A 23,538-nucleotide genomic window follows, 5' to 3' on the forward strand; every position below is an offset into this window, starting at 1 on the left:
GATTTGATGGTACTGTTTAACGACAGTGATAAGTATAATTGCTTGTTAATTATCACGCCTTAACGTGATTGTCAGGTAGATAATAGTAGTGGCTAGGCCTGCTATTCCACTAACAATACTAAACAAAGGAGCAATGTCGCCTACTGCTTCAAAAAATGGTCGTCGTATAGGCTCAACATAAATTATATCGTTGGGTTCCACCTGCAGATTGGCTTTACGCATGCCAGTAAAGGAGGTGAGGTCGATGACCTGCACGCGTGGGTTCTTTAGATCACCCCGAATCAGGCGAATATTATCTGCCCGACCTATGCGCCCGGTTCCTGCTCCCGTAATAGCACCACCATCGATGCCTCCTGCTAATGCCAAGACTTCAATTAGATTCATGTTATCATTGGCCAAAGGAATGATCTGACCACTGCTACCACCTACAGCCCCTAAAACGATAATACGGTTGTTGCTGACCTGCGTCGTCACAAAGGGTTGCTGATAGAACTCATTGTATCTGCCTCTGAGTACACTATCTGCTTCTAGTAAGGTATAACCACTCAGCTTCACGTCGCCTACCATGGGTAGACGCACGATACCGTCATTTTGCACCAGAAACTCGGCACCGCCATTCTGGGCACCACCTCCGCGACTAGCGCCAGCCTGTTGCCGACCAACTCCTGCGGCCTGCCGACTACCACCTCCGGTAGGGGCGCCAAACGATAGTTCGCCGTTTGGGTCAATTATAGATTCTCCCTCGTTAGTATACACCCGGATAGCGAGGTAGTCGTTAGGCTGAATGACGTAGTTGCGCTCAGCACGGTTTACAGCACGACGCAGTTTAGATGTATCAGCCATGGTACCATCGAGGCGGAACATAGTGTTCTGCTGCCGTACACGTGAGGTGGTGCAGGAAGAAAGCAATACTACTAGCGAAAATGGTAGGCAGACCAGCCAGAAACGCAAGAGGCGACGAAGAAAGGGTAGTTGTTGCATGCAGGCCGGACAAGCCGGATCAGATCTAGGATACAGACTGACAGCGCCTTAACGCTGGTTTGCCTATCTGGAAACCTTCAAAGTAACCAAATTGGCCGTCGCTTTCAAAATTCGCACCACTATAGCTTTGTGCCTGACCAGATACTTGTCTACTTTATTTTTAATATCAACACATAACTAATAACTTACGTTTGTTAGTATAAAGCCCTTTCCCACCCCACCCATGCTAGTAGAAGAAGTTGAAAATCAGACCCTGATTGCGCAGATGGTGCGTGATTTTGGCGCCACCCATATCAAGCCGCACATGATGCGTTGGGATGAAAGCCAGGAATTTCCCATTGACGTGTTCCATCAGCTAGGCGAATTAGGCCTAATGGGCGTGTTAGTACCGCAACAGTATGGCGGTTCGGGCTTCGGCTACCCAGAATACGTGACGGCTATTGTTGAGTTGGCCAAAATTGATGGTAGCATCGGCCTCTCTATGGCGGCGCATAACTCGCTTTGCACTGGCCATATTCTCCAACATGCTTCTGAGGAGCAGAAGCAGAAATATCTTCCCAAACTATCTTCCGGCGAGTGGATTGGTGCCTGGGGCCTAACCGAACCGAATACCGGGTCGGATGCTGGCAACATGCGTACTACCGCTGTGCTAGACGGCAATGAATACGTGCTCAATGGCGCCAAAAACTTTATTACCCACGGCAAATCTGGCCATGTGGCAGTAGTGCTTGCGCGTACCGGTGAGGTAGGCGACTCACACGGCATGACAGCATTTATTGTGGAGCGTGGTACACCCGGCTTTGCAGGTGGCCGCAAAGAAGATAAGCTAGGCATGCGCGCCTCCGAAACCACCGAAATGATTTTCATAGACTGCCGCATACCGCAGGAAAACGTGATTGGTAAGGTAGGAGACGGCTTTATACAGTCGCTGAAGGTGCTGGATGGCGGCCGCATTAGCATTGCGGCACTGAGCCTAGGCATAGCGCAGGGCGCGATGGAAGCTGCACTAAATTATTCGCAGGAACGCCATCAATTCAATCAGCCCATCAGCAACTTCCAGGGGATTTCTTTTAAGTTGGCGGATATGGCCACGGAAATTGAGGCTGCTTCATTGCTCACCTATCGCGCCGCCGATATGAAGCAGCGTGGTCTGAACGTAAATCGCGAATCGGCGATGGCGAAGCTTTACGCATCGGAAGTAGCGGTGCGCGTAGCCAACGAAGGGGTGCAGATTTTTGGCGGCTACGGTTACACCAAAGACTATCCTGCGGAGAAATATTACCGCGACGCCAAGCTTTGCACCATTGGTGAGGGTACTTCCGAAATTCAGAAACTGGTCATTGCCCGCAGTCTGCTTAATACCTAAAAATAGGCCCTGCTAACGTTATTTTCGCTTCCTCGTGTTTTGAGAAAGCGATTTGCGGGTCTGTAAAAACGCTTTATCACCTGAAACCTAATATGCTCGCTTTGAAATCATCAGAAACTATGGTTATCTTTGCAGCCCTTTACCAAAGCAGAAGTTTTCAAGCTAACTGAACATATGATCATCGTCCAAATCAAGGAGAATGAGTCGGTAGACCGCGCGCTGAAGCGCTTCAAGAAGAAATTTGAGCGCACGGGTGTGCTGAAAGAACTGCGTCGTCGCACGTTCTTCCAGAAGCCGTCGGTAACCAACCGCAAGCAGAAAGAGAAGGCTATCTATAAGCAAGCCACTTACGGCACAGGCAACGACTAGTCTGACCGCTCTTTGAGTTGACAAAACCGGCTGATTTGCTTTTTGAAGCGAGTCAGCCGGTTTTTCGCGTGCGTACTTTTCTGTGGAATTCCATACATTGGTAACCCAGCCCCTACCCGGCTGGTGCTTTTGTATGGAATTGTTTTTTGAATACCTGCGCTTCGAGAAGCGTTACAGTCCGCACACTTTGCTGTCGTATCAAACCGATTTGCGGCAGTTTGCTGATTATTTGCAAGTTGAGTATGAGCTGGCAGAACCAGCTCAGGCCGACCATACACTTATTCGTGGCTGGGTAGTAAGTCTGATGCAGCAGGAACTGGACCCGCGCACCGTGAACCGGAAAATAGCTTGCCTACGCTCCTACTACAAGTTTCTGCTCCAAACGGGCTCTGCCACGCGCAACCCCATGTTGCGCATTAAGTCGCCGAAGGCAGCGAAGAAGCTGCCCGACTTTGTGCCCGAAGATTCACTGAACGGGCTGTTGAATTCCTTTGAGTTTCCGGAGACTTTTGCCGGCGTGCGCGACCAGTTAGTGCTGGAGTTACTCTATGGCACCGGCATCCGTTTGTCGGAGCTAATTGGCATCCGGCCCGATGACGTGAGCCTACCTGGCCGCACGGTGCGCGTGACAGGTAAGGGCAACAAGCAGCGCATCGTCCCGCTCAATCCCACATTATTGGGCGTGTTGGACAAGTACTTAGCGCAAAAGCAGCAGGAATTCGGTACGGCCGACAACGTCCGGCGGGCGCTCCTCGTTACGGATAAGGGAGACCCGCTCTACGAAAAGTTTGTTTATCGTACCGTGAAGCACTATTTGAGCCAGATAACCACGGCGTCGTCGCAGCAGCATCCGCACGTGCTGCGGCACTCGTTTGCCACGCACCTGCTCGGCAAAGGGGCCGACCTCAACGCTATTAAGGAGTTGTTGGGGCATGCTAATCTGGCTGCTACCCAAGTGTACACACACTTATCGATTGACAAGCTGAAAGCGGTTTTTGAGCAGGCTCATCCAAAAGCCTAAGCTATTTTTTTTACCCTTAACCCCTTACCCGATGAAAGTACAGATGCATTCGGTGCACTTCACTGCCGACCAATCCTTGCTCGACTTCATCCAGAAGCGCCTCGACAAACTGGAAACCTTCTACGACCGTGTGACGGAAGGTGAAGTTATTTTGAAGCTGAACAACAAGGACGGCATTAGCAATAAAACTCTGGAAGTTAAATTGTTGGTCCCCGGCTCCACTATCTTTTGTCAGGAAGAAGCGCCTACCTTCGAGTCGGCAGCCGACGCGGCGTACGAATGCTTACGTCGACAAATCGTAAAGTATAAGGAAAAGCACATGTCGCACTAAGGCCTCTGCCTTTCACGATATATAAAAGAAGGCCCTACCCGCTTGTCGCAGGTAGGGCCTTCTTATGAGGTTCAATTCCGCCTTATAGCTCGAAAGCCGCTTTAATCTGATTCACATAATCAAGCTTTTCCCAGGTAAAGGTCTCGGCAGTTTGGCCATTGCCATTCAACGATACCTGACCGGGCTGACGGCCCATGTGCCCATACGCGGCGGTAGCACCGAAGATGGGGTTTTGCAGGCCCAGGCGCTGCACAATGGCATACGGACGCATATCAAACAGCTCCTGCACCTTGGCCGAGATTTCACCATCGGTGAGTAGCTGGCCGCTGGCGTTGGTGGCTTTGGTAGTGCCGTAAGTCGTTACGTACACACCTACCGGCTTGGCAACGCCAATAGCGTAGGCTACCTGCACCAGCACTTGGTCGGCTACGCCCGCTGCTACTAGGTTTTTGGCAATGTGGCGCGCCGCGTAGGCAGCCGAGCGGTCTACCTTAGAGGAGTCCTTGCCAGAGAAAGCGCCACCGCCGTGGGCGCCTTTGCCGCCGTAGGTATCTACAATAATTTTGCGGCCCGTGAGGCCGGAGTCGCCGTGAGGACCACCAATCACGAACTTGCCCGTGGGGTTGATGTGGTAGGTGATCTGGTCGGTGAAGAGTTGCTGCACATCGGCGTGCAAACCGGCCTTTACGCGCGGAACCAGAATGGTTTTGATGTCGGTGGCAATTTGCGCCAGCATCTTCTCCTCCGACTCATCGAACTCGTCGTGCTGGGTGCTTACCACGATGGTTTCGATGGCCTCGGGCGTGTTGTCGTCGGCGTAGCGAATGGTTACTTGCGCCTTGGCATCGGGACGCAGGTAAGTCATTTCCTTACCTTCTTTACGAATAGCGGCCAACTCGCGCAGCAGGCGGTGCGAGAGGTCGAGAGCTAGGGGCATGTAGTTATCCGTCTCGCGGGTAGCATAGCCGAACATCATGCCCTGGTCGCCGGCGCCTTGGTCTTCGGGGTTCTGGCGTTCTACGCCCTGGTTGATGTCGGGCGACTGCGCGTGCAGGCGGTTTTCCACCTGGCAAGTATTGCCGTCGAACTTATACTCGGGATTGTTGTAGCCAATGCGGCGAATTACGTCGCGGGCAATCTGCTCTACGTCTACCTGCGCGGTCGACTTAATTTCACCGGCCAACAGCACATAGTCGGTGGTGACGAGGGTTTCGCAGGCTACTTTGGATGTAGGATCCTGGCGCAGGAATTCGTCGAGGATAGCGTCCGAAATCTGGTCGGCGATTTTATCGGGGTGGCCTTCCGAAACCGATTCGGAGGTGAACAAGTACGGCATCAGCGTAGAAGCATATAAGGTACGCAAGGGGCCGGCAGCCCCTGCCTCGCACCGGCAGTAAGGCCAGGCAAGGCCGCAAAGCTACGAGTTTTATGTGTGGTTGTTGAATGGTGTCATTCAGAATGAAAAAAGTGCAGGTCTTAACCTCCACAGTATATTCTGCGTTGTATGTCTATCATTCAATTTTCTTCTATGAAGTACATCTACACTTTAATGTTGGCTGGCTCACTGTCAGCTGCCACTACCCCAACAGCAAGTGCCCAAAAAGCACCCTCACCTTATAAAACCCGTTTTGCTGTAGATGCACCTATTACAGCAGGCCTGGGTGCGCTAAGTGGGGTAGGATTATACTTGGTTTCGCAGAAAGACGGTTTGAACGACACGCAGCTAGCTGCGCTCAACAAGAATGATGTACCTAAGTTTGACCGCTTTGTAGCAGGCAATTACAGCAAAACTGCGCAAACAGTAGGGGACTTTATTGTATATCCTACCCTACTTATTGCCCCGGGTTTGCTAGCGTTAGATTCAGACGTACGTGGGCGCTATGGGCAAGTATTGGGGCTGTACTTACAAACGCTGGCAGCGCAGAACGCTATATTCACGATGACGATAGGAACCACCACGCGCTACCGGCCTTTTCTGTATGGTACTGAAGGCAGCGGCGACCGGAATAGCCATATTTCTACCAACTCGTTCTACGCTGGCCATACGGCCAACACAGCGGTGGCTACTTTCTTCGCTGCTAAGGTCTATCACGACTTCAACCCCGGCTCGGCTGCCGAGCCGTTTGTGTGGACGGCGGCAGCCCTGGTACCAGCTGCTACGGCCTATACCCGCATCAAAGCTGGCAAGCACTTCCTCTCTGATAATATTGTAGGATATGTGATAGGTGCAGCTACGGGCATTGTGGTACCCCAACTGCATAAAACCGCTGACCGTACGGGCCTTTCCCTGACACCAGTACAGGGAATTAATATTAATGGATATGGGTACAGCGGCTTGGCTATTACGAAGCGTCTGTAATAGTCCTAAATTGACAAAACGGAATGGCCTTGCTTCTTCATCAAAAGGGCAAGGCCATCCCGTTTTGTAGGCTGAACAACCTACTGCCCAGTACCACCGCTCCCCCCTACCCCGGCCGGCTTCAGATTCGTTTCAAACAGCTTCAAAATCCGCTTATACTCGTCGGTCCAGGAGGCGGGCTCCTCGAAGCCGTGGTTCTCGACGGGGTAGACAGCCAGCTCCCAATTCTCCTTGTGCAGCTCGATGAGCCGCTGCGTGAGGCGTACAATGTCCTGAAAGTGCACGTTGGTGTCCACCATACCGTGGCACATCAGTAGGGCACCTTTCAGGCCATCGGCGTAGTAGATGGGTGACGAGCGAGCGTAGGCGATGCTGTCGTTGTAGGGTTCGTTGAGGATGTTGTCGGTGTAGCCGTGGTTGTAGTGTGCCCAGTCCGTGACGGAGCGCAGGGCGGCACCAGCCTTGAACACCTCAGGTTGGGTGAACATAGCCATGAGCGTGATGAAGCCGCCGTAGCTGCCACCATAGATGCCAATGCGCTGGGGACTAACGCCATATTTTTCGGTGAGCATTTTAGCGCCGTCTACGTGGTCGGTGAGGTCTTTGCCACCCATGTAGCGGTAGATGCCGGTGCGTACGTCGCGGCCGTAGCCTGCCGAGCCGCGGTAGTCCATATCCAGCACCGTGTAGCCTTTTTCTACCAACAGGTTATGGAACATGTACTCGCGGAAGTAGCTGCTCCACCACTTATGCGCGTTCTGGAGGTAGCCGGCGCCATGCACAAAAATCACGGCGGGGCCTTGCGCCGCGGGGTTGGCGGGGCGGTAGAGGCGGGCATACACGTCGGCGCCGTCGCGGGCCTTGAGGGTCACGATTTCCGGCTCGCGCCAGGGGTAGCTTTCAAACTCGGGGGTAGTGGAGTGCGTGAGCTGACGCATCTTGGCGCCGGGCTTGTTGTCCATCACATACAGTTCCCAGGGCTTGTTGGAGTAGCTGTAGCGCACGGCCAGCGTTTTTTCGTCGGGCGAGAGCGTCACGTCGTTGGCACCTACCTTATCGGTAATCTGCGTCATGGTGCCGCCTTCCACCGGCATGCGGTAGAATTGCTGCTGGCCGGGCTCGGGCTTGTTGGCCGTGAGATACCACGTCTTTTTATCGCGGCTGAGCTGGGCGTTCAGAATTTCGAATTTGCCGCTGGTGAGGGCCTTTTTCTGACCGTTGGTGACATCCAGCGTGTAAAGGTGGGAGTAGCCGGTGGCTTCGCTCTGAAACCACATGCGCCGATTGTCGGGCAGCCAGCCCACGTTGCCGGTACCGTAGCCAATGCCAGGCCCGTTGATCCAGGCGTCGTCGTGCTGACGGTCGAGAAGCTTGATTTTCTGGGTAGCGGGGTCGAGGCCCACAATCCAGCGGTCCTTGTTGTCGGCCGAGCGGATGACCACGAAAGCGTGCTTACCATCTGGGCTCCACACGGGGCCGTAGGGCTGCACGCGGCGCAGTTCGGTGGCTGGCTTTTCCTTTTTAGCGGCCGTAGCGGCTTTGGCTGAGTCGGCGGGGGTAGGCGCTTTGGCTTTCAGCTGATATTCTTTGCGGTAGGCCGGTTGCTCATCAAGGCCCTGCAACTCCCTATAGCCCAGCACAAAGGTGGTATCACGACCAATATCGTAGATGCCCAGCTGCAAAGCGGTTTGCGGGGCGCCTACCTTGGTGCGGGTCGAAATGTCCTCGGTGAAGCCCGAGGCCGTGACGAAGGCCGGCACCACGGCCACCTTCTCGCTGGTAGGCTCTTGCGCCAGGGAATAGGTCACGTAGCGGCCATCGGGGGAGAGCTGGAGGTTGCGCACCGTCTGCTGGCCCAGATAAATGGGCTTGGGACGAAGCTTGTTGAGTGCTTTCTGTGCCCGCTCGCGGGCCTTGGCGTCTTGGTCGCGCTGCCGGATGATGTCGAACAAGGCCAGCTGCTGCGCCTTCAGAAACTTCTCTTCGGGGTCGGTGAGGCTGTTCTTGGGCTTGGCGCCCTTCCGGAAGTCGGTGCGCTGGGTGGTTTCGCCAGTGGTAGGGTTCCAGGTGAACAGGTTGCCGCCGCGGGCATAGCTGACGAGTTGCCCTTGTAGGGCGAAATCGGGGTTGGATTCGCGCTCGGCGGTGTTGGTCACCTGCAGGATTTTACCCGATTTCAGGTCTAGCAGAAAAATGTCACCATCCTTCTCATACACCTTACGGGTGTACCGCTCGTCGTAAGTGCCGCTGCCGGCGGGTAGGGCTTGCTGTTCCCGGAAGCCTACCTTCCGGGCAGAACCGCCGCCGGGAGTCACGTAATACAGTGAGTCCTGGCGGTTTTTATCGGGATTCCAACTGAAATAGATGCGCTTGCCATCTTCACTCCAAAACACGTTGCTGGGCGACGTGCCCAGCCACTGGGTAGGGTCGCGCATGATTTTCTCCACGGTCAGCGGAGCCAGGGAAGAGGTAGGCCTTTGCGCAGTAGCAGCCAGTGGCAATACGCTGGCAAAAGCAAGCAGAGCGGAGAGTTTTCGCATAGACAGGCGGAAGGATGAACCGCAACTTACGCAGTTCCACCCAAGGACGCCAACCGCCGCCCAGCGTTGCAACGGCTCTATTAGCAGCCTATCTACAAATCGGCCAGCTCCAGGCGCAGGTTGCGGCGGGCGGCATCTTCCAGCCGCTGCCGAAACTCGGGCGTGCGGTACAGGGTTGGCGCGGCCAGCATCTTTTCCAATACTTTGCGCCGGCCGGGGCGGTACAGCATATCCGGAATCAGGCGGTACTCCTGCCGGATCTGGCGGGCGTATTGCCAGTAATCGGCTTCTGGCGCGCCCAGGATTTGCAGATCGGCATCCAGGAAAAACGCCAAATCAGCATCCGGCGCAGAAAGCGGTTGGGTGTGGTCTTTGGTGCGCTCGATGAGGTAGGTCACGCGCTGCCGACGGGCGGCAGGCAAGGTAGTTTGCTCCAAGAACTTCAGCGCCAGCGTGGCACTGCGTTCCTCATTGTTGGAGCGACGGGCACTGTACACGGCATCATGAAACCAGATAGCCAGCTGCACCACCGCGGGGTCTTGCAGGGTAGAGGCATAACGCTCGGCGGCGTCCAGCAGCGTCCGCACATGGTGCAGGGTATGATAATGGCGGTCGGAGGCGGAGTAGGCGGCGCTGAGCTGCTCGTACGCCGCGGCGCGAGCTGCCTCATCGGGTAGCATGGGGGCCGTCAGCTGATGCCAACGGTTGGATAAGGTAGAATTCGTCACATCAATCAACTTCAACAGGAAGTCTGCTTTCTACAAAAAATGATGCCTGATTAGTTCTTAGTAGCCACTCCGTACGGATTTAGCTTCTTTTTTTCCAAGAATCTATCAGGTGCAGTGAGCGGCGTGAAGCCAAACTGTTGATACAGGCCGTGCGCATCTACGGTAGCCAACATGTGCCTGCGCTGATCTTTCAGCTCCGGGTGCGTCCATATCACCTCCATCAGCCACTTCGACAAGCCCCTACCCCGGAATTCGGGCAGCACAAACACGTCGCAAAGCCAGGCAAACGTGGCCTTGTCCGTTATGACACGCGCAAAGCCCGCTTGTTGGCCATCGGGCGCAAACAGCCCAAAGTTGAGCGAGTTGGCAATGGCGCGCTCCAGGATTTCCAGCGGCATATTTGTGGCCCAGTAAGAGTCTTCGGCCAGGTAGTGGTGAATGGCGGCCACATCCAGCTCGGCCGGGTTGGTGCTGATGCGGAAACCGTTGGGATTGGTTTGAGAATGCATGAGTTCTGTAATTCGGCCCCACCCCCTAGCCCCCTCCCCTCTGGGAGAGGGGGAGCCTTTTCCGGAGCTATTAGCTGATAGTTTTCCGTTGAACAAGAGCTATTAGCCAACAGCTATCAGCTGACAAGGCTCCCCCTCTCCCGGAGGGGAGGGGGCTAGGGGGGGGGTGAGCGTTAAGTTATACTATTGAAACAGCGGCGGGTGCTTCTCGTCGAAGTCCGTGGCGTCTTGGTAGGCTTTCACCAGGGCCAGCAGCTTGCCTTCTTCGTAGAGCTGGCCGGTGAAGGTGATGGTGCTGGGTAGGCCGCTGGCACGGAAGCCGTTGGGCACGGCCACGGCCGGATGGCCGGTGAGGTTGGTGATGGTGAGGCTGGCGCTGCTGGTGGGCGCTAGGTAAAGGTCGAAGCCTTGCAGCTTCTGGTCCATGGCTTCAATCAGCAGGGTGCGGGCGCGCTGGGCCTGGATGTACTCCACGGCCGGCACAAACCGCGACGACCGAAACGTGTTGGGCCAGGCGTATCGGTGTTGCTGCACCAGCAGCCCGTCGCGGCCCGAGCGGGTGAGGTCGTCGAAGGCAGCGGCGCCTTCCACCGAGAGGCCGAAGCGCATGGCCCCGGCGGGTAGGGTAGGCAATTCCAGCGGCACTAGCTCTACGCCCAGTTTGCGTAGCACCTCCAGGCTGGCCTGGTCGTTGGCTTTGGTGGGGTAGTCGCGGTCAAACTCCGCTTTCAGGTAGCCTACCCGCAGCTTCTTGATATTGGTGTCGAAGGCGTAGCGGAACGGCGCGGGCGCTTGCAGGGTAGCCGGGTCGCGGGGGTCAGGGCCGGCCAGGGCGGCCAGCACCAGGGCGCAATCCTCGGCCGAGCGGGTAAGCGGACCTGCTTTGTCCATAGTCCAGCTCAGGGCCATAGCTCCGGCCCTGCTGATGCGCCCGTAGGTAGGGCGCAGGCCGGTGGTACCGCAAGCTGTGCTGGGACTCACAATCGAACCTAATGTCTCAGTGCCGATGGCAAACGGCACCAGCCCCGCCGCCACTGCCGATGCTGAGCCCGCCGACGAGCCACTGCTACCCTCGCTCAGCTTCCACGGCGAGCGGGTTTTGCCACCAAACCACACGTCGCCCTGAGCCAGCGCGCCCAGCGTAAACTTGGCCACCAGTACCGCCCCGGCCTGCTCCAGGCGCTCCACCACGGCCGAGTTTTCATCCAGCATCTGGTCTTTGTAGGGCATGGCGCCCCAGGTGGTTTTGTAGCCCTTGGCGCTGAACAAATCCTTCACCCCGCACGGAATACCGTGCAGCGGTCCGCGGTACTTACCGGCTTTAATTTCCTTGTCGGCTTGGCGCGCTTGCTGCAACGCCAGCTCCTCGGTGAAGCTGATGACGCAATGCAGCTGCGGGTCGTACTTTTTGAGGCGGGCCAGGCAAAACTGCGTTAGCTCTTCTGACGAAAGCTGCTTGGTGCGCAGCAGCTCGCCTAGCTGGCGCACGGTGTAGTAGGCCAAGTCGTCGCGGTTGGTGGGCAGCTTCACCTTGCCCATTTTGGGCAGCTTGCCGGCATCCGCTACGCGGGCTGGCTGCATAGACTGGCGGATGCGGAGTGGGCGCGGGTCGAAGGTTTCGGCGGGCGCTACGCTGTTGGGCATATTCAGCTGACGCAGGGCCTCGTAGCTGGCGCGGTTTTGCCGCAGGTTACCCAGGGTAGAGTCGAGTTGAGCATCGGTGAAGTGCAAGCCCAGTAGGTCTTGGGCAGCTTGTACGGTAGCCAGCGTGATGGGCGGCAGCTCGACGGGGCGCGTGGCGAAAGCGCCGGCCCCAAAGGCTACCAGACCCACGGCCAGAAAGGGTAATATTTTTTTCATGGAAGTAGAATAGCGTTGGTGCGAAGGCGGTGCATTAGCAAAACTACTCCGCGCCCCGACTTGCGCAAGTAACTTCTTGTCATTCCGAGCAAAGCGAGGAATCCAAGTTGTTATCTGGAAGTTGTTTGCGTTGATTTTCCAGGCTACTTGAACGATGTAGAGACGCATACTTGCGTCTCCTCGCTCGCACCAGATGGCCGAAATCGTTCAACGATGAGACGCAAGTATGCGTCTCTACACCGTTCAAGTATCCACTCAGCTACTGAGAAAGTGAAAGGTCAGGGAAACATCAGCCACAACTGCCTTGTAGTTAAGGTAAGCATACCCTTTCCACAACCACCTACCCCTCCCCAACATGAAATACAATCTGTTAGGCAACACCGGCCTGAAAGTATCCGAGCTGTGCCTGGGCACCATGACGTTTGGCCAGACCGAAGGCCGCTTCAAGGAAATTGCCAAGGTAGACCAGGCCGGCGCCGACGAGCTACTGAAGCGTTCCGTCGACGCGGGCATCAACTTTCTTGACACGGCCAACGTGTATTCCGAAGGCCAATCAGAAGAGATGACTGGGCAGGCCATTAGCAATCTGGGTCTGAGCCGCAGCGAGCTGATCGTTGCCACCAAAGTGCGTGGCAAAATGGGCGACGGTCCCAACCAGGTAGGCCTCACCCGCAAGCACATCATGGATCAAGCCGAAGCCAGCCTCAAGCGCCTCGGCACCGACTACATCGACCTTTACCAAATGCACAGCTACGACCCGCTGACGCCTTTCGAGGAAACCCTGCGGGCGTTTGATGACCTGGTGCGTAGCGGCAAGGTGCGCTACATTGGGGCCAGCAACGTGGCCGCTTGGCAACTGATGAAGGCGCTGGGCACCTCCGAACGCCTGCATCTAGAGAAATTTGTGTCGCTGCAAGCCTACTACACCATTGCCGGCCGCGACCTGGAGCGAGAGTTGGTGCCTCTCTTACAAGACCAGAAGGTAGGACTGATGGTTTGGAGCCCCTTGGCCGGCGGCCTGCTCAGCGGCAAATACAGCCGTGAAAAGCAAGAAGGCGAAGACGGCCGTCGCGCCAACTTCGATTTCCCACCCGTGAACCGCGACCGGGCCTTCGACATTCTGGATATTCTACACCCATTGGCCAAACAAAAGGGTGCTTCCGTGGCCCAGTTGGCTCTGGCGTGGCTGCTGCACCAGCCGGCCGTGACGAGCATTATCATCGGCGCCAGCAAAATGTCGCAGCTCGAAGACAACCTGAAATCGGTAGATGTTAAGTTCTCCGAAGAAGAGCTGAAGCAGCTGGCCGAAGCCAGCGCCCTACCCGCCGAGTACCCCGGCTGGATGCTGGACATGACTGGCCAGGACCGACAGAAGTAGGTTTTCATTTGTCATCCTGAGCGTAGCGAAGGACCTTCTCACGTTGGCACGAGTCGTTGGTACGATGGTCGTTCAACATGAGAAGGTCCTTCGCTGCGGTCAGGATGACAGGTTTTGTCAATTTTCTTACCCTTCCGCCAACTGATGTCGCTCGTTGCGGACGGCGTTAGCGAGATTCCACTCTACCTCGTGCGCGAAGGCGTGTTGGCGGACGGGGCAGTCGGCCATATGGCATAGAGAGCAGGCGCGGAAGGTACAGGGGTCGGCGTGCACAAACATTTCCACCTCGGCGTCGGCGTGCTGGCGCATGAGGGTTTCAATCTTATTCAGCTCATTATGAATGGCTTCAAGACTGAAATAATACGGCATCTGCATGTGGCAGTCGATGTGCAGGTTGGCGCCGTAGCGCTGCACGCGCAGGTTATGCACGTCAATCCAAGCGGGTTGGCGGTGGCGTTGTAGCTCGGCCACTACCTCGGCCACCGTGGCCGCGTCCGATTCATCCATCAGGGCCGAGGCGGAACTGCGCAGCATCTTATAGCCATTCACCACAATCACAATGCCCAGCAGCAGCGCCGCCAGCGTATCGAACAGCACAATGCCAGTGAGAAACACCAGCAGCAGCGCCGCGCATGATACCAGCGACGTCAACGCATCAATATATAAGTGCTGTCCATCTCCGACCAACGCGGCCGATTTCAGGCGCTTGCCCTCGCGCACCAGCAGGTAGCCTACCCCTAAGTTGATGACACCCGCTACCGCCAGCAGCCACACGCCCAGATCGGGCGCGGCCACGGCGTGCGGCTCAAACAGCGTGCGCGTGGCGCTGTAGAAGATATAGAGGCCAGCAAACAGAATCAGTCCACCTTCAAATCCTACCGATAGATGCTCGATTTTCCCGTGGCCATAGGGGTGGTTTTCGTCCTTGGGTAGGCTGGCTAGGTAGATGCTGTAGAACGCAAAACCGCTCGTAAAGACGTTGATAATCGACTCCAGCGCATCCGTCAGCACCACCTGCGAGCGGGTCATGAAGTAGGCGTAGAACTTCAGCGCCACCAGCGCTACGCTCACCACCAACGATAGCAGGCCCAGACGGTTTTTGGTTTTCTTATCAAGCATAGGGAGGGGAGCAACGGCAAAAAGGGCCACAAAATTCCGCGAAAAAAACCACTTCTGTTTTCAGCGAAACTTTTACCCTGCTTTTCTACGTATTTATAGACGCTTAAATTAATTTTTAGGTTTATCTAAAAATTAAACTAGCTTTCGCAGTTCTTTCGCTACAAGTTACTTATGCCTATACCCGTACAGGATTCGCCTACCCCACTCGCATCTGCCCCTACCCCCACCGATGCACCCGATGCCGGCTGGCGGCACGCTCGGCGCGCCAATTCTCTACCCGAGGTACACGGCTCCATTAAAGTACCCGGCGCTAACGCCTCTTTTTGGCGCAAGCTGCTGGCCTTTGGCGGGCCCGGCCTGATGGTGGCCGTGGGTTACATGGACCCCGGCAACTGGGCCACCGACATTGAAGGCGGTGCCCGCTACGGCTACACATTGCTGTCGGTGATTCTGATTTCCAACTTTTTCGCCATGCTCTTGCAGCACCTGGCGGCCAAGCTCGGCATCGTAACCGGGCGCGACTTAGCCCAGGCCTGCCGCGACCACTACTCCCGGCCGGTAAGCCTGGTGCTGTGGGTACTCTGCGAAATTGCCATTGCCGCCTGCGATTTAGCCGAGGTCATCGGCTCCGCCATTGCGCTCAACCTGCTCTTTGGCCTGCCCCTCACCTGGGGCGTGGCCCTCACCATCCTGGACGTGATGGTGGTGCTACTGTTCCAGAACAAAGGCTTCCGGGCGCTGGAAAGCTTTGTGGCAGGCCTGATGGTGGTAATTTTCGTGTGCTTTATCTACGAAGTAGTAGTGTCGCACCCCGATTACTTTGCGCTGGCACAAGGCCTGGTGCCTCAGCCCCAGATTGTTACCAATCCGCACATGCTTTACATTGCCATTGGCATTTTGGGTGCTACCGTGATGCCGCACAACCTGTACTTGCACTCCAGCATTGTGCAGACGCGGCAGATCGAGCAGACGGAGCCCGGCAAGCGCATGGCCATCAAGTTTGCCACCATCGACAGCACAGTGTCGCTGCTGCTGGCGTTTTTCGTGAACGGAGCCATTCTGGTCACGTCAGCCGCGGCCTTCCACTACAACGGCTACCGCGATGTGGCCGACATTACGGACGCGCACAAGCTGCTGGCGCCAGTGCTGGGCGCAGGCGCGGCCAGTGTACTGTTTGCGGTGGCGCTGCTGGCGTCGGGCCAGAACTCTACCCTCACGGGCACCCTGGCGGGCCAGATTGTGATGGAAGGCTTTCTGGATTTGAAGCTGAAACCCTGGATGCGCCGCCTGATTACGCGCAGCATTGCGGTGGTGCCGGCCTTTGTGGTCACGGTGATGTACGGGGAGCACGGCACCAGCGAGCTGCTGGTACTCAGTCAGGTTATCCTCTCCTTTCAGCTCAGCTTTGCTGTGATACCCTTGGTGCTCTTCACGGGTAGCAAGCTCAAAATGGGCGTATTCGTGAACAAGCCCTGGATGCAAGCCACGGCCTGGAGCGTATCGGCCATCATCGTGGTACTGAACGTGTACCTGCTGGTGCAGACGTTTATAGGATAAATACGAAAGCGCTGTGGTGGGTAAGTCCGCCGCGGCGCTTTTTTGGGTCAACAGGTTTAGATTAATCTAAATATATTTTTCATACGCTTTAAATATGAAACAGCTTTTCTTTTTTCTGTTTATGCTGTTGATAGGAAGTGAGTCAGTAGCGCAGTCTGCTACAGCTGCTACCATCCGGGGGCAGGTGCGGGCGGCGGGCCAGCCCTTGGAGCAGGTGACGGTGGCGATGGTAGGCACCGCGGAGGGCTGCACTACCAATGCGCAAGGGCGATATGAACTGCGCAACGTGCCGGCCGGTCCTACGGAAATCGTGTTTTCGTTTGTGGGCTACCAGCCAGTGCGGCGGCGCGTGACAGTAGCAGCGGCCCAAACCCTAGTGCTGGACGCTACCCTGGTAGCCACGCCTGCGGCACTGGAAGAAGTGGTAGTCACGGGCGTGTCGCGCGCTACGGAATTGCGGCGCAGCCCCGTACCGGTAGCGGCTCTCAACCACCGCGACATCAACTTGAACGCCAATGGCAACGTGATTGACGCGGCCGTGCGGGGCGTGCCCGGCCTGAGTGCCGTAACGACCGGCCCCAACATCAGCAAACCGTTTATCCGGGGACTGGGCTACAACCGCGTGCTGACCATGTACAACGGCCTGCGCCAGGAGGGCCAGCAGTGGGGTGATGAGCACGGCATTGAGGTAGATCAGTATGATATTGAGCGCATTGAGGTGGTGAAAGGACCCGCCAGCCTTATATACGGCTCCGATGCCGTGGCTGGAGTAGTGAACCTGCTACCCCGCCGTCCCGACGACGGCGCCGAGGGCCAGCTGCACGGCGACGCCCTCACGGAGTATCAAACCAACAACAACCTGTTGGGCGCGTCGGTAGGGTTGCGCTACCACCGTGGCGGCTGGCACTACGGTGGCCGCGCCTCCTACCGTCTGGCTCAGAACTACCGCAACCCGGTGGATGGCCGCGTGTACGGCACCGCCTTCCGGGAGCTGAACGCCACGGCTACGGCTGGGGTAGACAAAACCTGGGGTAGCTCCGACTGGTCGGCGACGCTCTACGACAACCACCAGGAAATCCCCGACGGCAGCCGCGACTCCCTGAGCCGCCGTTTTACGCGGCAGGTGCTGGACGAGGGCGATGATATCCGCAACCGGCCGCTGGTGCCTAAGGCTGAGCTTTCCACCTACCGCCTCAACCCGCTGTACCAGCGTATTCAGCACTACCGCTTGCTCACGCGCAACCGCTTCCGGCTGGGTACGGGCGAGTTGCACGCGCTGCTGGGCGTGCAGCAAAACCGCCGCCGCGAGTACAACCACCCTACCCTACCCCAGCAGCCGGGCCTGAGCGTGCAACTCACTACTTATAATTATGACCTCCGCTACGCCGCCCCTACCCTGCTGGGGGTGGAGGCTACCGCGGGCCTGAACGGCATGGCCCAGCGCAACCGCAACCAAGACGCCACCGACTTCCCCATTCCCGACTACAACCTGTTCGACATCGGTGGCTACATCCATCTGAAAAAGACGTTCGGCCGCCTCGACCTGGCCGGCGGTCTGCGCTACGATACACGCCACCTCACCTGGAACGACTTTTATGTGGGACCAAACCCAGCCACGGGTTTTGAGCAGCAAGTGCCAGCCGCGCCGGGTAGGGAGCCGCAGTTTGCGGCGTTTGGGCGTTGGTACCAGGGCGTGTCGGCTAGCGTGGGGGGCACGTATGCGCTGAATGAACGGTACGTGCTGCGCGCCAACGTGGCGCGGGGCTACCGGGCGCCCAACATCACGGAGGTAGGCTCCAACGGCCTCGACCCCGGCGCCCATATCGTGTACCTCGGCAACCGCACCTTCAACCCCGAGTTCAGCCTCCAACAAGACCTAGGCCTGGCCGCCCGCCTCCCCTGGGCCGACCTAAGCGTGGACGCCTTCCACAATCGCATCACCGGCTACATTTACCAGGCTCGCCTCACCGATGCCAACGGCCAGCCCGTGGAGCTGGTGCCCGGCAACGCTACCTACCAGTACCAGCAAAGCGGCGCGCGCCTCTACGGTGCCGAATTCACCGCCAATCTGCACCCCACCGCGCTACCCGGTTTCGTGCTCAATAACAGCTTGGCCTACGTAGTAGGCCTGAACCAAAACAGCGCCTTGCGTGCCCTAGAGGGCAACGCGGCTAAGTACTTACCGTTCATTCCGCCCCTACAGGCGCGCTCCGAAGCGCGCTATACCACGCCGCGCCCGCTTGGCCCCTTTCACGCTACCTACGTGCGTGCCACAGTGGATATCAACGCCACCCAAAACCGCTTCTACGCTGTTGATAACACCGAAACCCGCACCGCGGGTTATACGCTGCTGGGCCTGGGCGCTGGCACTACCCTGCGCGCCGGGCAACGCGAGGTAGCACAACTATTTGTGCAGGTGGATAATGTGTTGAATGTGGCGTATCAATCGCACTTGAACCGGCTGAAATACTTTGAGTACTACACCGCCTCGCCCAATGGCCGCTCGGGTATCTATAATCAGGGTAGGAATGTGAGCGTGAAGGTGGTGGTGCCATTTTGATAAAGCCAAAAAAAAGAAAAGCACGGCATTTCAGTTTATGAAAGCCGTGCTTTTGAAACCGAAGTAGGGTCTACTTTCCGTTCGCTACCGGCGTCACCGAAAATTCTTCGAACGTTACGGGGAAGCCTTTGCCATCGGGAGCGGCGCACATGAGGCCAATCTGCACTTTCTTGCCCGGCGTGGGCGGGAAGTAAGCCAGGCGCAGCATCTTGAACTCCTTGTTGTCGAAGGAATACTGAATTTCCACGTAGTCGCCTTTACGCAGGAGCGTAAGCCACATGGCTTTCGGGCTATCCTGCCGCGGCACCACCGACCAGTCGGACACCTCGCGGGTTACGACGGCGCTGACGTTTTGTACGCCCTTCACATATTCAATACCGGTCTTGATCCAGTTCTTTTCATCCAACCGAATCATGAGGCCGGCTTGGTCATACAGTTCTTTGTACTGGCCTACTACCTTCACTTTCGCCAGAAAATCGCCTTCCTGCTCCTGAAAGAAGAAATGGCCGTTGTCGCGGATGAAGCCGTAGTGCGTCACGCGCCAGAAATCGGTGCCGCCGTCTACCTGTACCTGCACGCTGTTGGCGGTGATAGTCGATTTTTTGGGAGCGTTTTGCCAGCGCATGGTAGAGAAGGATTGGGCAGCCGCCGTGAACGTTAGAAAAAGCGAAAGGGTAGCGAGAAGAAGGGTTTTCATGGGTTGAGGTATGGGTAGAATACAAAAGAACGCCATGCTTCGGCTCCGCTCTGCATGACGTTCTATCTTAGATTTCGTTTGTACGCAGCTATTTAGTTCACTACCAGCGTCATCATGGAGTGGGGTAGGCTGACGGTAGGCGCGGCTTGGCCTTTAATCCAGAGGCTGAACTCCTGCTGTTTGTCGCTGTCGTTCATCACCACCACGGCCACTTTGCCGTCGGGGTTTACGAAGGCCGTGGCGGAAAGCCAGTCGCGGGTAGAGGCCACGGCAATGCGTTTGGCACCGGGGCGCACGAACTTGGAGAAGTGCCCGATGTAGTAGAACGAGTTGGTGTAGGTAAGCTTGCCAGTGCGCGTATCGGCGTGCACGGGGGCGTAGCAGAAGTTGCCCACGTGGTTGGGGCCGCCGTTTTCATCGAGCAGAATGTTCCAGTCGGTCCAAGCCACAGTGCCGGCGTTGAAGTCGTTGATCATGGAGCGGCCGTACCGTTCGCCCAGCTTCCAATCGCCAATGTTGTCGAGCTTGAACTGCTCCACGCAGCCTTCCGTGAACACTAGGTTTTTGCTGGGGTAGGTTTCGTGCACGCGGCGCAGGTTGTCGAACAGTTGGCCGCTGCCAGTCCAGGTTTCGTACCAGTGAAAGCCGATACCCCAGAAGTACTGGCTGGCCTCGGGGTCGTCGAACAAGGTGGTGGCCCGTTGGAAGATCTGGTCGCGGTTGTGGTCCCAGCCGATGAGCTTTTTGTCAGACAAGCCGTTTTTCTTGAGCGTGGGGCCCAGGAAATTCTTCACGAAGTCGCGCTCCTCCTCGGCCGAATACACGCACGATTCCCAGGTTTGCTTGGCCATGGGCTCGTTTTGCACCGTGAGGCCCCAAATTGGAATCCCTTGACGCTCATACTCTTTGATAAACTTCACGTAGTGGTTGGCCCAGGCTTGGCGGTACTCGGTTAGGAGCTTACCACCTTTCACCAAGCTGTTGTTGTCCTTCATCCAGGCGGGCGGCGACCAGGGGCTCACAAACAACGGCAGCTTGCCGCCCGCCGCCGCCGTGGCCTGCTTAATGAACGGAATGCGGTACTGCTCGTCGTGCTTCACGCTGAAGGTTTTCAGCTCCTTGTCGTTGTCGGCCACGTAGGTGTAGCTGGCGCTGGAGAAGTCGCAGCTGGCAATGTTGGTGCGGGCCAACGTGTAGCCAATGCCCTTGGTAGGGCTATAGTAGGCGTCCAGCAGCTCCTTTTGCTGGGCTTTAGGCAGCTTAGCAAATACTTCGGCTGAGGCGTCGGTGAGGGCGCCACCAATACCCGTGAGCGACTGAAACGTGTGGGTAGGGTCTACAAACAGACATACCTGCGTCTCCAGCGGCTGCCCCATTTGCTGGAAGCTGAGGTCATTATCCGCTTTGGCGAGGCGCATTTGGGTATTGGCAGCCGTGGTGTATACCTGCACTTTTTTGCCGGCGGCAGAATAGGTTTTGGCAGCTGGGGCGGTGGCTTTCTGAGCTGTAGCGCTCGGCGCGCTTAGTATACCAGCAGCTAGAATTGATAGAAGAATATTACGCATGGGTAGGAGTGGGGATGAACAGCAGCGCTGAAAACAATTGGCTACAAAAGTCTGCATCCTATTGCTTTCGGCTGCGTGCAAATTGCTCAAAATCACAACCAATACCTGTGCGCCACAATAAAACATTGGCATACAATAGATTGTGTATCCATTCTGTATTTTATTCACGGCAGAGGCAGTATACAGATAGTGAAGCACAACAGGGTGGATTTTGGCCTTATCTTAATAGTTATACCGAAAGCCTACGCAGGGGCTTGCTCAGCCCAGGGCGATGCGACCTATATTCCTTCCGCCTACCTTCGCGCTATGTCCCTCCCCTACCCCTCGTTGCTACTGGCAATTTTACTGCTAGTTGGCTTGAGCGCCCGTGCCCAGACCAACGACACCATTTCGGTCGATAAAAGTCATTACGACTTGTTCCACCCTACCCCGCGCAAGTACATGCGCCCGATGGTGCCCGACCGCCCTGGCATTACTGAAAGCCCTTACACAGTGGATGCGGGCCACTTTCAGCTAGAAAATGATGGACTGCGCCTGCTCAACTCCCGTGATGGAGACGCCCGCGACCGGTCGCTTTACCTCAACCATGTCCTAATGAAAATAGGCCTTACCAACCAGACCGATTTGCAGGTAGGGCTGAATTCCTATACCATCAACAAACATTGGGAAGATAAAGGAACGATGGAGCCGGATCGGCAAGCCCGCATGGGCGATATGGTGGTGCGCCTCAAACGCAACCTTATTGGCGACGACAACAAAGGCTTTGCCTTGGCGGCCATCGGCTACGTACGCCTGCCCACCGGCAAAGAGGTAGGCGACGGGGCCGTGGAATATGGACTTCTGGTGCCAGTAATTTACATGTTACCCCACGACTGGAACATAGGCGCCCAAACCGCCGCCGAGTGGATGTACGACCGCGAAAGTACTTCGCATTTTGTGTTACTCACGCCTACCTTCACCATCGATAAGGTTTTTACGCATTGGCTGGAAGGCTTTGCAGAAGTGGTAGGGCACTGGGATACAAGCAAAAACCGCTGGCAAGCCGGCGTGAATCTGGGGCCGCAGTTCGACGTTAGCGACAATCTACAATTCGACATCGGTACGCACATTGCCCTCAACCGCCAAACAGACCACGAGTATTTCGTGGGGTTCAGCTTCCGGCTGTAGACGCTGAGTACAAGCCGTTAAAAACCACAAAAAGCCCTGTCAGCAGTGTCTGACAGGGCTTTCAACCGTATTAGGTATACCGGGTGTTACACTCTAGGCGTATCCGTTGCGACGCTGCGGGTTTCGGCATGCCAGTCGGTGATGAACCACACCAGCAGAAACACCACCCCCGAGGCCATAAAGAGGTTGCGGGCGGTCAGGTTGTCGTCGGCGAAGCCAAACAGCCAGGGCGAAACCAGAAACACCAGTCCGCTTACCAGCTCCAGCCGGCCGTGCACCAGAAACGGAATAACCTTGAGCACGCCCATGGGGAAGGCTGTGAGCAGGGTAATGAGCAGGTAGCCCGCGGCCAGTACGTAGCATACCGTGGCATAAGTGCCCGTGAACCCAAATACGGTGGGGGCCAACGCGAAAAAGGCAACGGTCAGGTAATCGAGGATGCCATGTGCAGACGGAGACAGAATTTTCATGAGGAGAAGTGTTTGGTGAGAGAAACAGCGTACCCCGCCTTCTACGTACCTGATACTCAATAGATATTGTCGAGCTGCCATTTTTCAGCCGCATTCTTTGCCTATGCTTCAGCTCTGGCGCTCACCTTTACGCCACCCTGCTTATGCCTTCAAATTGGCTACCCAAAATGGTAGTGTCATCGGCCTGAAGCCAGTTGCGGAGCACGGTGGCGTAGGTGGCGCGAAGAACGAAGTGATACTTCAGGTCGCCGGCGTCGAGGTCGTGCAGGTTGGGCGCGTCGTTGAGGATGCCTTGCTTCTTGAAACCTGCTGGTGGTGCCGTGGTCGGTGCCGTTGCTGGCGTTTTGACTTATGCACCGGCCAAAGTCCGAGAAGGTCAGTACAAATGCTGGAGTTGCTGCTGCGTCATAACACCGTCGATTCGTGACGGCCGTTGGATGCCTACCCATCCTAAGGTTCAACCATCTACGGCGGGGCTGGCATTTGATTTTCAGCTAGAGGACAACCTTGTCTGACTTTCCGCGGTAACATCAGAAAACCACACCTTCCTTATTCTTTTCCCATGAAACGTCTCCTTTCCATAGCCGCCGCTGCTGCACTACTCACCGCTACGCTGGGCTCTTGCCGTAGCCACACCACCGACGAAACGTACCAGGCTGGCAACGGCAACCCCGAAACCACAGCCCAACAAGAGCAACTCTCACCCCGCATAGATGCGCCCAACAACGCAGGCATGGCGGATAGCGCCGGTAATGCCAGCGGTGCAGGTACTACGGGTAGCACAAGCGGTGGTACCACAGGTAACACAGGCGGCACCACAGGTAGCACCACGGGCACTACAGGTAGCATGGGTACCACCACGGGCGGCAGTACTACAGGCACCACGGGCAGCAATTAAGTAACTGTCCATAATCAAATAAAAACCGTCTTACCGAATACAGCCTTCAGCTGTATTCGGTAA

The 23,538-nt window shown here is 56.5% G+C and carries 21 protein-coding genes; 11 read left to right on the forward strand and 10 right to left on the reverse strand.

Going from position 1 to position 23,538, the window contains the following annotated elements; all coding sequences use genetic code 11:
- Nucleotides 1–45: 45 nt before the first annotated feature.
- Nucleotides 46–981: a polysaccharide biosynthesis/export family protein gene (locus tag J4D97_RS04465; RefSeq protein WP_208306548.1), complete on the reverse strand. Its 936-nt coding sequence runs from the start codon at nucleotides 979–981 to the stop codon at nucleotides 46–48.
- A 223-nt stretch (nucleotides 982–1,204) separates the two neighbouring features.
- Between J4D97_RS04465 and J4D97_RS04470 the strand changes: the two genes are divergently transcribed.
- The 4 genes from J4D97_RS04470 (at nucleotide 1,205) to hpf (ending at nucleotide 4,068) form a co-directional block, all read left to right on the forward strand.
- Nucleotides 1,205–2,347, forward strand: a complete 1,143-nt coding sequence (locus J4D97_RS04470; RefSeq protein ID WP_208306549.1) for an acyl-CoA dehydrogenase family protein — start codon at nucleotides 1,205–1,207, stop codon at nucleotides 2,345–2,347.
- A gap of 174 nt (nucleotides 2,348–2,521) precedes the next feature.
- The gene (gene rpsU / locus J4D97_RS04475) at nucleotides 2,522–2,716 is read left to right on the forward strand and encodes a 30S ribosomal protein S21 (protein ID WP_185281435.1); all 195 of its coding nucleotides are present in this window, start codon (nucleotides 2,522–2,524) and stop codon (nucleotides 2,714–2,716) included.
- A gap of 133 nt (nucleotides 2,717–2,849) precedes the next feature.
- A complete protein-coding gene (locus tag J4D97_RS04480; protein ID WP_208306550.1) occupies nucleotides 2,850–3,737 on the forward strand; it encodes a tyrosine-type recombinase/integrase in 888 nt (295 codons plus the stop codon).
- Between the two features lie 31 nt (nucleotides 3,738–3,768).
- A complete protein-coding gene (hpf, locus tag J4D97_RS04485) occupies nucleotides 3,769–4,068 on the forward strand; it encodes a ribosome hibernation-promoting factor, HPF/YfiA family (RefSeq protein WP_185281437.1) in 300 nt (99 codons plus the stop codon).
- A gap of 82 nt (nucleotides 4,069–4,150) precedes the next feature.
- On the opposite strand, the gene metK is transcribed toward hpf, so the two are convergent.
- Entirely contained in the window at nucleotides 4,151–5,404 is a 1,254-nt protein-coding gene (gene metK, locus J4D97_RS04490) for a methionine adenosyltransferase (RefSeq protein WP_208306551.1), read from the reverse strand.
- A 192-nt stretch (nucleotides 5,405–5,596) separates the two neighbouring features.
- Here metK and J4D97_RS04495 point away from each other — a divergent pair, with 192 nt between their 5' ends.
- Entirely contained in the window at nucleotides 5,597–6,427 is an 831-nt protein-coding gene (locus J4D97_RS04495; RefSeq protein WP_208306552.1) for a phosphatase PAP2 family protein, read from the forward strand.
- An 80-nt stretch (nucleotides 6,428–6,507) separates the two neighbouring features.
- Here the strand turns inward: J4D97_RS04495 and J4D97_RS04500 are convergent, their stop codons facing one another.
- The 4 genes from J4D97_RS04500 to J4D97_RS04515 form a co-directional block, all read right to left on the reverse strand.
- Nucleotides 6,508–8,967, reverse strand: coding sequence for a S9 family peptidase (locus tag J4D97_RS04500; RefSeq protein WP_208306553.1), 2,460 nt, complete (start codon nucleotides 8,965–8,967; stop codon nucleotides 6,508–6,510).
- Nucleotides 8,968–9,059: 92 nt separating this feature from the next.
- A complete protein-coding gene (locus tag J4D97_RS04505; RefSeq protein ID WP_208306554.1) occupies nucleotides 9,060–9,695 on the reverse strand; it encodes an HD domain-containing protein in 636 nt (211 codons plus the stop codon).
- Between the two features lie 50 nt (nucleotides 9,696–9,745).
- Nucleotides 9,746–10,204 (reverse strand): GNAT family N-acetyltransferase, encoded by a 459-nt coding sequence (locus tag J4D97_RS04510; RefSeq protein WP_208306555.1) that lies wholly within the window; start codon nucleotides 10,202–10,204, stop codon nucleotides 9,746–9,748.
- Nucleotides 10,205–10,387: 183 nt separating this feature from the next.
- The gene (locus J4D97_RS04515) at nucleotides 10,388–12,064 is read right to left on the reverse strand and encodes an amidase (protein WP_208306556.1); all 1,677 of its coding nucleotides are present in this window, start codon (nucleotides 12,062–12,064) and stop codon (nucleotides 10,388–10,390) included.
- Between the two features lie 355 nt (nucleotides 12,065–12,419).
- Between J4D97_RS04515 and J4D97_RS04520 the strand changes: the two genes are divergently transcribed.
- Nucleotides 12,420–13,442 (forward strand): aldo/keto reductase, encoded by a 1,023-nt coding sequence (locus J4D97_RS04520; protein ID WP_208306557.1) that lies wholly within the window; start codon nucleotides 12,420–12,422, stop codon nucleotides 13,440–13,442.
- 126 nt (nucleotides 13,443–13,568) lie between these two features.
- Here J4D97_RS04520 and J4D97_RS04525 read toward each other — a convergent pair whose 3' ends face one another.
- Nucleotides 13,569–14,561: a cation diffusion facilitator family transporter gene (locus J4D97_RS04525; protein WP_185281445.1), complete on the reverse strand. Its 993-nt coding sequence runs from the start codon at nucleotides 14,559–14,561 to the stop codon at nucleotides 13,569–13,571.
- A 171-nt stretch (nucleotides 14,562–14,732) separates the two neighbouring features.
- On the opposite strand from J4D97_RS04525, the gene J4D97_RS04530 reads away from it, so the two are divergent.
- Nucleotides 14,733–16,118 (forward strand): Nramp family divalent metal transporter, encoded by a 1,386-nt coding sequence (locus tag J4D97_RS04530; RefSeq protein ID WP_208306558.1) that lies wholly within the window; start codon nucleotides 14,733–14,735, stop codon nucleotides 16,116–16,118.
- A 94-nt stretch (nucleotides 16,119–16,212) separates the two neighbouring features.
- On the forward strand, nucleotides 16,213–18,678 hold the full coding sequence (locus tag J4D97_RS04535; protein WP_208306559.1) for a TonB-dependent receptor: 2,466 nt from the start codon (nucleotides 16,213–16,215) through the stop codon (nucleotides 18,676–18,678).
- Nucleotides 18,679–18,748: 70 nt separating this feature from the next.
- On the opposite strand, the gene J4D97_RS04540 is transcribed toward J4D97_RS04535, so the two are convergent.
- Together J4D97_RS04540 and J4D97_RS04545 are read right to left on the reverse strand one after the other, a co-directional pair.
- Nucleotides 18,749–19,375, reverse strand: coding sequence for a DUF1349 domain-containing protein (locus J4D97_RS04540; protein WP_243900163.1), 627 nt, complete (start codon nucleotides 19,373–19,375; stop codon nucleotides 18,749–18,751).
- A gap of 92 nt (nucleotides 19,376–19,467) precedes the next feature.
- Nucleotides 19,468–20,940, reverse strand: a complete 1,473-nt coding sequence (locus J4D97_RS04545) for a glycoside hydrolase family 30 protein (protein ID WP_208306560.1) — start codon at nucleotides 20,938–20,940, stop codon at nucleotides 19,468–19,470.
- Nucleotides 20,941–21,246: 306 nt separating this feature from the next.
- Between J4D97_RS04545 and J4D97_RS04550 the strand changes: the two genes are divergently transcribed.
- A complete protein-coding gene (locus J4D97_RS04550; protein WP_208306561.1) occupies nucleotides 21,247–22,107 on the forward strand; it encodes a transporter in 861 nt (286 codons plus the stop codon).
- 86 nt (nucleotides 22,108–22,193) lie between these two features.
- Here J4D97_RS04550 and J4D97_RS04555 read toward each other — a convergent pair whose 3' ends face one another.
- Complete coding sequence (locus tag J4D97_RS04555) at nucleotides 22,194–22,577, reverse strand: SPW repeat domain-containing protein (protein WP_185281450.1); 384 nt, start codon at nucleotides 22,575–22,577, stop codon at nucleotides 22,194–22,196.
- A 103-nt stretch (nucleotides 22,578–22,680) separates the two neighbouring features.
- Here J4D97_RS04555 and J4D97_RS04560 point away from each other — a divergent pair, with 103 nt between their 5' ends.
- Together J4D97_RS04560 and J4D97_RS04565 are read left to right on the forward strand one after the other, a co-directional pair.
- Complete coding sequence (locus J4D97_RS04560) at nucleotides 22,681–23,004, forward strand: hypothetical protein (RefSeq protein ID WP_208306562.1); 324 nt, start codon at nucleotides 22,681–22,683, stop codon at nucleotides 23,002–23,004.
- A 135-nt stretch (nucleotides 23,005–23,139) separates the two neighbouring features.
- Nucleotides 23,140–23,475: a hypothetical protein gene (locus tag J4D97_RS04565; RefSeq protein ID WP_208306563.1), complete on the forward strand. Its 336-nt coding sequence runs from the start codon at nucleotides 23,140–23,142 to the stop codon at nucleotides 23,473–23,475.
- The last annotated feature ends 63 nt before the right edge of the window (nucleotides 23,476–23,538 follow it).

This window comes from Hymenobacter defluvii, from assembly GCF_017589435.1.
GTDB classification, from domain to species: Bacteria; Bacteroidota; Bacteroidia; order Cytophagales; family Hymenobacteraceae; genus Hymenobacter; species Hymenobacter profundi.